Annotated in this window: 8 protein-coding genes; 6 read left to right on the top strand and 2 right to left on the bottom strand. The window is 44.6% G+C overall.

Going from position 1 to position 12,195, the window contains the following annotated elements; translation table 11 throughout:
* The first annotated feature begins 4 nt into the window (after positions 1–4).
* Positions 5–1,546, top strand: coding sequence for a tryptophan halogenase family protein (locus L5L91_RS11285; RefSeq protein ID WP_263236545.1), 1,542 nt, complete (start codon positions 5–7; stop codon positions 1,544–1,546).
* Between the two features lie 54 nt (positions 1,547–1,600).
* Here L5L91_RS11285 and L5L91_RS11280 read toward each other — a convergent pair whose 3' ends face one another.
* Entirely contained in the window at positions 1,601–3,127 is a 1,527-nt protein-coding gene (locus tag L5L91_RS11280) for a tryptophan halogenase family protein (protein ID WP_263160892.1), read from the bottom strand.
* A 14-nt stretch (positions 3,128–3,141) separates the two neighbouring features.
* Positions 3,142–4,059 carry a sulfite exporter TauE/SafE family protein gene (locus L5L91_RS11275; RefSeq protein WP_263160891.1) on the bottom strand — a complete coding sequence of 306 codons (918 nt, stop codon included), beginning with the start codon at positions 4,057–4,059 and terminating at the stop codon, positions 3,142–3,144.
* Positions 4,060–4,554: 495 nt separating this feature from the next.
* Here L5L91_RS11275 and L5L91_RS11270 point away from each other — a divergent pair, with 495 nt between their 5' ends.
* The 5 genes from L5L91_RS11270 to nagB-II all read left to right on the top strand — a co-directional run bounded on the left by L5L91_RS11270 (position 4,555) and on the right by nagB-II (position 12,050).
* Positions 4,555–5,571 (top strand): substrate-binding periplasmic protein, encoded by a 1,017-nt coding sequence (locus L5L91_RS11270; protein WP_263160890.1) that lies wholly within the window; start codon positions 4,555–4,557, stop codon positions 5,569–5,571.
* Complete coding sequence (locus L5L91_RS11265) at positions 5,571–7,058, top strand: methyl-accepting chemotaxis protein (RefSeq protein ID WP_263160889.1); 1,488 nt, start codon at positions 5,571–5,573, stop codon at positions 7,056–7,058. Before L5L91_RS11270 ends, L5L91_RS11265 begins: the two co-directional genes overlap by 1 nt.
* A gap of 28 nt (positions 7,059–7,086) precedes the next feature.
* Positions 7,087–9,876, top strand: coding sequence for a family 20 glycosylhydrolase (locus tag L5L91_RS11260; RefSeq protein ID WP_263160888.1), 2,790 nt, complete (start codon positions 7,087–7,089; stop codon positions 9,874–9,876).
* A gap of 222 nt (positions 9,877–10,098) precedes the next feature.
* Positions 10,099–11,034, top strand: a complete 936-nt coding sequence (gene nagK / locus L5L91_RS11255; protein ID WP_263160887.1) for an N-acetylglucosamine kinase — start codon at positions 10,099–10,101, stop codon at positions 11,032–11,034.
* A gap of 17 nt (positions 11,035–11,051) precedes the next feature.
* Complete coding sequence (nagB-II, locus tag L5L91_RS11250) at positions 11,052–12,050, top strand: glucosamine-6-phosphate deaminase NagB-II (RefSeq protein ID WP_028760900.1); 999 nt, start codon at positions 11,052–11,054, stop codon at positions 12,048–12,050.
* Positions 12,051–12,195 lie beyond the last annotated feature (145 nt).

Genomic DNA, 12,195 nt, shown 5'->3' with positions numbered 1-12,195 from the left:
GATCATGACTTCAAGAAAAGAAATAAAGAGTGTCGTCATTGTTGGTGGCGGAACTGCAGGTTGGATTTCTGCCTGCCATTTAGCTAAAAAGTTGAATGTTAGAACACCTAAAGTACAAGTTATGTTAGTTGAGTCCCCGAATATTCCCACTATCGGTGTTGGTGAAGGGACTGTACCTATGTTACGCGAAACATTAAAGTATTTTGGTATTCGAGAAGATGAGTTTATTCGTTGCTGTGACGTAACATTTAAGCAGAGTGTTAAATTCATTGATTGGAATAAACCCAATTCAGGGGAGTACTATCACCATTTATTTGATTATCCCTACTTTAAAGACGTTACTTCAACTTGGCTTAATAAATCTCTTTCAGATAGAGGCCGCTACGCTGATCTTGTGTCAGTTCAAGGTCATTTGATTGATGCGGGACTTGGACCTAAAGTGATGACACAGCCTCAATATCGAGGTGCTATGCATTACGCGTATCATCTCGATGCTGCAAAGTTTACCAAGATGTTAACCAAATTTGGTGTTGAACAGTTAGGCGTTAAACATCTTCTTGCAGAAGTCATTGATACAAAAATGGACGCTCTGGGACATATCTTAGAGTTACATACTGATAATGCTGGTGTATTGAATGCGGACTTGTATGTTGATTGTACAGGATTTAGTGCTCAACTCATTGGAGATGCATGTAAAGTTCCCTTCGTTGATAAGAGTGACATCTTGTTTGTCGACTCAGCATTAGTTGTGCAGCTTCCTTATGAAGATAAATATACGCCTATCCCTTGTTTCACTAAATCAACAGCACAAGAGGCTGGCTGGATATGGGATATCGGTTTGTCTGAACGTCGTGGTGTTGGTTATGTGTATTCCAGTCAATATTCATCAATAGAGCAAGCTGAGAGTGTATTGCGGGAATATCTTGGTAAAGCAGCAGAACACGTCTCGTTTCGACACATACCGATGAAGGTGGGGTATAGAGAGAAATCGTGGCAAGGTAACTGTGTGGCGATTGGTTTGTCGAGTGGTTTTGTTGAACCTCTAGAAGCGACTGGTCTGCTTATGTTTGATGCGACAGCCAGAATGTTAGCCGAATGTTTTCCTGCTAATACTGACGTTATGCCACTTGTGGCTAATCGTTATAATCAGCGCGTATCGAATGCTTGGAATCGGGTGATTGATTTTATTAAACTTCATTATGTCATCGCTAAACGAATGGATACGCCATTTTGGGTTGATAATAAAAATGAAATAAGTATTCCAGACACATTAAAAGAACATTTAGAATTGTGGCGCTATCACATACCGACTGCCTATGACTTTACTTCTACGCTAGAATTTTTCAATTTAGAAAATTATTTATATGTACTCTATGGCTCAGACTTTGAGTCAAAATTAGAGAGGAAATTAAATGATGAAGAGGAAAGGCTTTTCACGGTAATGACCGAGAAATTAGGCAAGCAGGTTACATTACTCAAATCGCAATTATTACCTCATAGAGAGTTAATTGAACGTATCAAGTTGTATGGCATCCAACTTAATTAATGGTTGAATTAAATGGTAAGTAGAGCAAGATTTTTAATCTTGCTCTTTATTATTTTAAATATTTTTTATTTTCGCTAAGAATTCTTGATGTGATAAAGATTGCTCTTTTGCTCTAAACTGTTGTGTTTTTAAGTTGTCGAGTATTCTTGATATTTCATTTTGGGGACAAGGTATATGAATTTCAGGAATATGCTGCATACCATAAAGTACGTAGCGATAATTCTCATCTGTAAAAACTGAACTATATCCATTGGCAAGATCGACATACTCACAAACTTTGTCTTTCCATAGTGTCATTTTTTGTTCTAGAGCAGGGATGAATGCTGAGCTTTGTGCGGCTTTTTGCCAAAATTCATTTTCATCTCTATCAGTTAAGCAGTAATGAAGTACGATAAACTGTCTAAGATCGGTATACAAGCCGTTCATTGCGGTATTATATGACGTCCTTATTGCTTGGGAGGGATTTGATGACGTTAAATGCGTCGCTAGCAATCTTGCACCTAAGTTTATAAGATGCAAGCCTGTCGATTCTAAGGGTTCAATAAATCCACCTGCGAGACCCATTGCAATACAATTTCCAACCCAAAATTCACGTCTACAACCTATCTTCATATCTAAGTGAACAGTTCTTATGATCTCTTGTTCATCGCCAAGATAAGCTTTTAATTCAGCCTCAGCCTGTTCCCTCGTTAGACTATTGCCATCGTAGACATAACCCGTTCCTTGACGATTCGTTAGGTCAATTTCCCAAGCCCAACCATGACTAAGCGCTGTTGCTGTCGTATAGGCTCTTGGTAGCTGGTGAGGCAGATATTCCCGCTGCATTGCAACGGCTTTATTGCAAGGTAATTCAGTTTCGAATGATTGCCAGTTATCATTCTTTAGACTTTGAATTAAAAGCCCTTTAAAGCCTGTGCAGTCGATAAATATGTCGCTCTTGAATGAGCCTAGGTCAGTTACAACCTCAGTGATGTTGCCATCATTAACCAAAACGTCCGTTACATTTGCTTCTACATGCTCTACACCTGCTTGGGTGGCTTTACGCTTTAAAAAGGCCGCCATGAGCGTCGCGTCTAAGTGGTAACCATAGGGGACAATACCTTGATATTGGTTCAAGTATTGCGTTTTAGGGCTTAAGTTATTTTGCATTAAGCTAAATGAAAGACTTGTTGCTTCAGCAAAGGGAGTGCTGTTTGATTCATTAATCTGATTATTTAAAATCCAAGCACTTGCATTATCAATTTTTCCAGATGGTTTTTGTTGCTCAAATGGATGGAAATATTCATGCATTTTACCATCGACTGCTTTCATCCAGTTACGAAATAATATGCCGGTCTTTAATGTTGCGTTAGTTTCTCTAAGTAGTTCATTTTCATCTAATCCCATAGCCGCAAAGAAGAATCGTAGACTATGAACGGTAGCTTCACCAACGCCAATAATACCAATTTCTTTACTTTCGATAAGTCTAATATCAATGATATTAGACGAATGGTTATATAACTTACTCAAGTAGAGAGCCGTCATCCAACCTGTGCTACCGCCACCGACAATAGTGATACTTTTTAGCGGAGAATTATTCATCTTAATGTTTCCTATTAACTCGCCAACATGACGCTACCCGTCAAAATGATCCAAATGGAGAAAAAGAGTTTTAATACTTTTACTGGGAGAAAGAGTGCTAATTTACGAGCGAGTAATCCTCCGATAATGGCGCCTGGGCCTGAGAATAAAACTAGCTCAAAGAGGGCATGGCTATTTGTTGAAAAAATATGGATAGGGCTTGCCGACCAAACGGTAATCGCAGAGACAACAACGCCGGTGGCGACCGCCATTTTAGCGCATAGTCCCCGTAACATCAGATAAATGACGACTAATTCACCGACGCCTACCGATAACCAAGCTGTGATAATGCCGCCGAAATAGCCTATGAGAGCGAGCCAAAGAAAATCGACAGGCCTTATAGCGCGAGTTATTGGCGTGCTACTTTTGCTACTAATAACGATGGCGATACCGAGTACAATCGAGAAGATGCTGAAACTTGTGTGTAGCGAAGAGGGCGAATTGAGTTGTAGTAATTGGCTACTCCAGAAACCTAAGACAGAAAAGAAGGCTGCAAGTAATGATGCTTTTACAAAACCAGACCATGCATCATCTTCTCGATGGTGCTTTTTATAATGCAGTGACCATGAAATTGCGCCTGCTGTCATGCCAAAGCATTGGATCATAAATGAAGTCGAGACACTTTGAGACTCACTAAAGTTGAGGCTCGAAAATACCGGAATAAAGATGACGCCACCGCCAGCTCCCGTCGAGTTTGCAAATATCGCTCCTGTGATGCCTAGAAAAACGAAGCGTCCATATTCTTGGATAAGATCAAATAGCGAATGAAAATGGTTCGCCCAAAATAACCAAGCTCCACAGAGTAGTAATACCAAACTGAGGTTTAGGTAATACCGATTTAAGCGCGGAGCAGGCTGGGTATTATTGGGCACAAGTGTGTTAATGGGATTCATCAATAGCTACCGTGATCTTTGTCATGTTATCGCTATGTTATCAATGAAAGACAGCGTTGTCACATAAGCTTGAATAAATAAAATAAACATTTTAAGTATATGAAAAATTAGCATTAATTATGTCTTTTCATAAAAAATAACAATAATTGTCAAAAAAATGTAGAAATCCTGTTCTTTCTTGTGTACTTTAATAATGACAACGCTGTCATCTGCTTGTGTGACGCGTTGTTTGTAAGGTCTGCATGAGAGGATGAGGTCTCCTTATCATGTGTTTGGCAGGAGTATTGCTGTCGGGCGGCGATACGTTTGTCTTTGATATTTTGATAGTCTCTCCCCAGAAACTAGCGTGGGCTGGGTACTGTAAGCAGTGCCCAGCCATTTTTTTAGGATGTTTTTACGGTATTACTCAACTGCCTACCTCAGCACTTGAACGTTAGCGGCATAGATAAATAAAACTCACTGGTATAAACCAGATAATAAAAGAGGCTGCAATTTATGGCGATTCATTTAACGGCTGCGATGCGTGTCATTGCAATTGGCATGTCGAGTGTCATTGGCCATGTCACCGCACTCATCATGACAAGAAGAACGGTTTGCATACCCCTGTTTATAATGGCATTAGCGTTTTTTTCGGCATCTTCCTCTTTTGCTGTATTTGCTACCGACACAGCCACAAACAATTTAGCTTCAAATTCTGATGTGTCTAAATCGTCTGCACAGGTTTCAAAAAAAATCACCACCGCGATACAGCAGGAATGGTTGCTAAAGTTACTTGAAGAAGCACTGCGGCGCTCGGATTCGGGTTATCAAGTGCAAGAAATGTCGACTCAAATGAATCAAAAGCGCAAGGTCGAAGAAGCACTCGCTGGGACAGTAGACATGTTTTGGAGCATGACCTCAAAAGAATTGGAAGAAACTGTGCTTCCCGTGCGCATTCCATTGTTTAAAGGGTTACTCGGTAATCGGCTGCTGATTATCCGTAAATCGGATGAAGCACGATTTGCTAATGTGAAAACCATGGCAGATTTTAGGCAGTTAAAGGCGGGGCAAAATCGTTATTGGCCCGATGCCACGATTTTAGAAGCCAATGGATTACCCGTCGTCACTAGCTATCAGTACATCAATTTATACCCCATGTTAGAAGGCGGGCGTTTCGATTATCTTGCCCTCGGCGCCCAGGAAATTGGCGAAGAACTCGCAAATCACCCCGATCCCGTACTTAAGATCGATAGCCATATCCTGCTGCAATATCGTTCGCCAGCTTATTTCTTTGTTTCCCCTAAGCGCCCCGAACTTGCTGCGGCTATTTTAGCCGGGCTTGAAAGTATGGTAAGCGACGGCTCTTTTGATGAGATGTTTAATCGCGAGCTTAAAATTGAGCAACTGTACCGTGAGGCTAAGTTTGAACAACGAGTGATTATCCGTCTTGATACACCTGATTTAAGTCCATTAACACCAATAGAACGCACAGAATTATGGTTAGATCTTTTTAGTATGCAAGGTGCAAAATAATGAAAACATTAGCCTTAAAAGTACAGATTGGATTAGCGGCAGCAATTTTTATGATTGTTAGCGTTCTGTTCGGTGCATCTTACTGGTTGGCGAACGATAAATTGGCTGCCAGTGAAACTGAGTTTGAAGAAAATACCGTCGCCAATTTACAAGTCACTATGGCGCAGCCCATCTTCACCTACGACTATGAGCAGATCCGTGCAGTGCTATCTGTGATGCTTAAATCTGCGCAAATTTATCATATTGTCGTGAGTGACCATCGCGGTAAAGTATTAGCCGAGAGTCAACAGGCTCAAACAGTGGCCGATGAGTATCTAGTGAAACGTGAAATTCAATTTGCTGATCAAGGCAACCCAACGGGCCAATTGGCCATTCAGTTTTCTATGTTGCCTATTCGCGCTCAGTTGTCAGATTTACTCTTAGGTTATTTCTTGCAGGCGTTGTTAATTCTCGGTGGTAGTTTATTTGTGATCTTCATTATTCTTAAACGTTTAGTGATTAATCCACTGGATAATATTGTTCGCGCCATGGAAGAAATTGCCAGCGGTGACGGTGATTTATGCCACAGATTACCGGTTGAGAGTCAGGATGAGATTGGTCAGCTTGCTAAGGCATTTAATGGTTTTGTAGAGCAAATCCACGGCACGATTTCCAAAGTGCACGAAACCTCAGGGCAATTACTGGGCGATGCTAAAGCGCTGGGGTCGCTGTCGCAAACGAATAATGATCGCGTGCAAACCCAACTAAAAGAAACCGAGGCCGCAGTGACGGCGGTAACTCAACTGAGCGCCAGTGCTAACGAAGTCGCCATTAATGCCAAGCGCACCGCGGACGTGGCGAGTCAGGCCGATAAAGCGGTCGATGACAGTCAGCGTCAGTTCGATTCGGGATTAGACATCACTCGTAAACTGGCATCTGAATTAGCCCGCTCGGCATTGTCCGTTTCACAGCTACAGCAAGAAACCCAAAAGATTGATGAAGTGGTCGTGGTGATCAACAGCATTGCCGAACAAACCAACTTACTGGCGCTTAATGCTGCGATTGAAGCGGCGAGGGCGGGTGAACAAGGGCGCGGTTTTGCTGTTGTTGCCGACGAAGTGCGTACGCTGGCGAGCCGAACCCAACAGGCAACTGGTGAGATCCAGAAGATGATCCTGCAGGTCCAGAGCCGAGTGGCCGAAACGGTCACTGTGATGCAAGCGAGCCAAGCCCTCTCAACTCAGGGCGTTAACCGCTCAGAAGAAATTAAGTTAGTGCTTACTAAAGTGACTGATTTAGTCTCAAATATCAGTAATATGAACATCGAAGTTTCCCATGCGGCACAGGAGCAAACCTGCGTCACCGAAGCGATTTCTCGCACGTTAAATGATCTTGCCAATGTCTCAGGTTCAGCCTCACTCGATAGCGAGCACTTAGCGCACTCGAGCGAGCGACTGTTTCACCAAGGGGAAAGACTGCGGACGTTAGTAACTTCCTTCAGATTGTAGCCATTTCTGGAGCTAGATAAGGATAATCATGAAAAAAACACTTTCAACAAGCGCCATTTTACTGGCTTTAGGATTAACGGCCTGTTCCGAGGCGCCTTCCGCAGCGTCAGCCGATAAGGCTGTGGCTCAAATACTGCAAGTTCAGGACGCATTAACTCAAGCGCAGTTGCAACAACTCGGGGATTCGTTAGTCGTAACTTACCGTGTTGTGACCAATATGCCAGACGATAAGTGCCTAAAAGATAAAGCCGATGGTCGCTGTTTTGTCGCTCAAATTGATTTCGTCCCCAGTATGGATTTAGCCAGCCAAGATTGGGAAATTTATTTAAGCCAAATGCGCCCAGTGCAATCGGTTGAAAGCGGTGAATTGACGATAACGCACGTTAAAGGCGATTTACATCGTATTACGCCAACGGCTGCTTTTAAGGGATTTGTTAAGGGCGAGAAAAAGCAACTGACATTCCGTGGTGAGCCGTGGCAATTGGCTGAAACCGACGCTATGCCAAACTATTACCTCGCAGCAAAAGGATTAGAGCCCGTCATTATCGCCAGCACTCAAGTGGGTAAAGATGCCGAAACGGGTTTAGAGACGCGTCCGTATGTTGAAGGGGTTACGAATTTTAAAACCCAATATCAACGCACTGAAACGGATAAACTCGCGCCAGCCGATGCCGCGCAATTATTTAAAGCCAATCGAAGCGTGAGTGACGATGCCGCCTTGGCTGTGGATACCATTATCCCAACGCCACAAAAGGTGAAGATCCATTCAACCGATACACCAGTATCCCTTGCTGGTGGTATTAAGCTCGAATATCAGCATGATAACCCAGAGCAAAAGCGTCAAGTTGCGGCGGCGGTGGTACGTTTAGCTCGCCTAGGTGTGGCTGAATCTGCGAGTGGCATTACGGTGAAATTTGCCAGCCAAAAAGGGGATGAGGGCAGTTATCGCTTAGATATTCAGCCAACTGAAATTGTGATTGCTGCCAATGATGCGGCGGGCTTCTCTTACGGTTTGTCATCATTAGCAAGCCTTGTGGATGTGAATTCGCTGAAAGTGAATGCGATGACCATTGAAGACAGCCCACGTTATCCGTTTCGTGGTATGCACATTGATGTGGCACGTAATTTCCACAGCAAACAATTGTTGCTGGATTTGCTCGACCAGATGGCGGCTTATAAGCTCAATAAACTGCATTTACACATGGCTGACGATGAAGGTTGGCGTTTAGAAATCGACGGGTTACCTGAGCTGACCGACATCGGCAGTAAACGTTGCCATGATCTTGCTGAAAATACCTGTCTGTTACCGCAACTGGGCAGTGGTCCTTTTGCGGAGTCGAGCGTTAATGGTTTCTATACTAAACAAGACTATATCGACATAGTGAAATATGCCGAGGCGCGTCAAATTCAAGTGATCCCATCAATGGATATGCCGGGTCATAGCCGCGCCGCGATTAAAGCGATGGATGCGCGTTTTCGTCGATTACAGGCTGAAGACGTAGAGCTTCAAAACACGGGCAAAGTGCAGGTTGTCCCTGTGCAGGAAACGGCAAATCAAGCTAACACAGCGGTAAAAGCGTTAGATGCGGGCGAGCGTCAATTGCAAGCTGAAGGGCAAACCACTGCAGCTGAGCAATATTTGTTATCCGATGCAAACGACAAAACGGTTTATTCTTCAGTGCAATATTACGACGACAATACGCTTAACGTGTGTATGGAATCGACCTATCAGTTTGTCGATAAGGTGATTGATGAAATAGCCAAGCTACACCAAGCCGCGGGTCAACCATTGACGCGTTACCACATTGGTGCCGATGAAACGGCGGGAGCTTGGAAACAATCACCCCAGTGTTTAGCATTTGTCGCCAATAACGATAAAGGCGTTAAGTCGATAGATGACTTAGGCGCTTATTTTATTGAACGAATTTCGACTATGTTAGCGGCAAAAGGCATTGAAGCTGCAGGATGGAGCGATGGCATGAGCCATGTTCGCCCTGAGAATATGCCCGCTAAAGTGCAGTCTAATATTTGGGATGTGATTGCCCATAAAGGTCATGAGCGCGCCAATCAGCAGGCGAATCTTGGTTGGGAAACCGTGCTCTCTAATCCAGAGGTGCTGTACTTTGATTTCCCCTATGAGGCCGATCCTAAGGAGCATGGTTATTACTGGGCGAGTCGTGCGACCAACAGCCATAAAGTCTTTAGCTTTATGCCTGATAACTTAGCAGCCAATGCCGAGCAATGGACCGATATTGAAAATCAGCCGTTCGAAGCGGACGACAGAATAAAACTTGATGAGGCGGGTAACAAAGTCTCGGGTCCAAGGGAGAAAGGCAAGCCTTTTACTGGCTTGCAAGGGCAGATTTGGAGTGAGTCGATTCGCAGTGACGATACGATTGAATATATGGTGTTCCCGCGTTTGTTGATGTTGGCCGAGCGTGCTTGGCATCAAGCGGCATGGGAAGTACCTTATCAATATCAAGGTGCTGTATATAATCAAAGCTCGGGTGCTTTTACTTTAGCCATGCGTGATGCACAGGCAAAGGAGTGGCAAAAACTTGCAAATACCTTAGGCCATAAAGAGTTTATTAAGCTAGATAAAGCGGGGATTGATTATCGCGTACCGACGGTCGGCGCCGAGATCCGTGACGGTAAACTGTTTGCCAATATTGCCTATCCCGGCCTTAAACTCGAATACCGTAGCCTCAATGGCCAATGGCAAGCTTATCAAGCGGGATTGGCGGTCACTGCACCGATTGAGATCCGTGCCATTGCGGCCGATGGTATTCGTAAAGGCCGAAGTTTAATCGTTAACTAAATCGTTTTTATATCTGGCTGTATTTTAAAGATAAAATACAGCCTTTTTGTTTTTCTGTGTCAGTGATTGCCTAAATTTGATTTTAGATCATAAATCACTTAAAAAAGTAAATGACAACGCTGTCATTTTTGCTGTAACATTGAGTTAACTAAAGTTGAGCGCTGTATTAACGGCAAATAATAAGCAACGGTAGCGCTGCATTGATAGGTGAAGAGGGGTGTCATGGGGTTAGTCCAGACAAAAGATCAACCACTGTTTATAGGTGTAGATGGAGGCGGTAGTAAATGCCGAGCCACCATCTACTGCGCAGACGGTACCGTTTTAGGGACAGGTGTTGCAGGACGTGCAAATCCACTGCATGGTCTCACACAAACATTTGAATCCATTGAAGCATCGACTCGCCTGGCGTTGCTAGATGCGGGTATGAACGAGAGCGATAGCCACTTGCTGGTGGCGGGTCTTGGTCTTGCTGGCGTAAATGTCCCTAGGTTATATCAAGATGTTATCAACTGGCAGCATCCTTTTGCAGCCATGTATGTCACTACCGATTTGCATACGGCTTGTATTGGTGCCCACCGCGGTGCCGATGGCGCGGTGATCATCACGGGTACTGGCTCTTGCGGTTATGCCCATGTTGGTGATACCAGCTTGAGTATTGGTGGTTATGGTTTTGCATTGGGCGATAAGGGCAGCGGTGCTTGGCTTGGATTAAAAGCTGCGGAACACGTGCTGTTAGCACTCGATGGCTTTGCCGTACCAACTCGATTAACCGATATGCTGTTGAATGAATTTGGTGTCACCGATGCGCTCGGCATTGTCGAAAATCTAGCCGGTAAATCATCAAGTTGCTACGCCGCATTAGCCAGAAGCGTACTCGATTGTGCCAATGAAGGTGACGCGGTAGCGACTGCTATCGTACAAGAAGGTGCTGATTATATTAGCGACATGGCGCGTAAGTTATTTAGCCTAAATCCGGTGCGTTTTTCTATGATCGGTGGTCTTGCAGGGCCTCTACAAGCTTGGCTCGGTGCCGATGTCGTCGCTAAGATTTCAGAAACCTTAGCCCCCCCCGAACTCGGTGCTATGTATTTCGCCCAGCAAGAATTTAATAAGTCGTTGTCAGTGCACATAGGCACTGAAGCCAAATCCTGTATTTGAACGTGAAGGTAAAAGACATGACAAACACTATTATGGAACAAGAAGCTCGCACTGCACCGCAAAAAATTGCGGGTCAATTAGAAGCTAACGCTGACATCATGCAGCAGTTAGGTGAGAAACTGCGCGCCTTCGCCCCTCGTTTTGTGATGATAGTAGGTCGCGGCTCATCGGATCATGCGGGAGTGTTCGCTAAATACTTATTTGAAATTGAAGCGGGTGTACCAACCTTCGCCGCCGCGCCTTCAGTGGCGAGTGTGTATGGTAAAACTTTGAAACTCGAAGGCGCGCTAGTGATTGTGATTTCACAATCTGGCCGTAGCCCTGATATTTTGGCGCAGGCGCGTATGGCAAAAAATGCTGGTGCTTTCTGTGTTGCCTTAGTGAATGATGAAAGTGCACCGATTAAAGATATCGTCGATGTCGTTGTGCCTTTACGTGCCGGCGAAGAAAAAGCCGTTGCCGCAACTAAGAGTTACCTCGCGACCTTGTCGGCGATTTTACAACTCGCCGCCGCTTGGACTCAAAGCGAATCGCTCGCTAGCGCTGTAGCGTCTTTACCCCAAGCGCTGCAAACGGCGGTGGACGCTGAGCCGCAGCTCACGCCAGAATCCGTTGCCGACGTGAAGAACTTAGTCGTACTCGGCCGTGGTTTAGGTTATGCGGTATCCAAGGAAATCGCGCTTAAGCTAAAAGAAGTGTGTTCAATCCATGCCGAAGCGTTCAGCAGCGCCGAGTTCCTCCACGGCCCTGTCACTTTAGTTGAGAAAAAACTTACTATCGTCGATGTGTGTATTGGCGATGAATCTTACGCTAGCCATATTGAACAAATTGAAAACGTGAGCCAACGCGGCGCCGATTTAGTGCATCTGAATCAAACCTCGACGGACATTCACCCTCGTGTTGCTCCGTTAGCGTTATTACAACGTTTCTATATCGATGTGGCTGCGGTTGCGATTGCCCGCGGTATCGATCCCGATCAACCGGCAGGTCTTAAAAAAGTGACCCAAACGCTCTAAGCCGCCGAGCTTTAAGTGGCCAAAGTTTAAGAGGTTTAGGTGCTGCGGATTAGATTTAGCGGACTTTTAGCTGCACGATTAAGCAGCTGCACGATTAAACCTGTTCAGCTAAGCTCGTGCAGCTAAGCCCTCGCAGTGAACTTAA

Origin of the sequence: Shewanella sp. SM55, assembly GCF_025654025.1 — a bacterium.
In the GTDB taxonomy this organism is placed as follows: Bacteria; Pseudomonadota; Gammaproteobacteria; order Enterobacterales; family Shewanellaceae; genus Shewanella; species Shewanella oncorhynchi.
The sequence above is the reverse complement of the archived record's forward strand: the minus strand, read 5'-3'. Positions and strand labels throughout refer to the sequence as shown.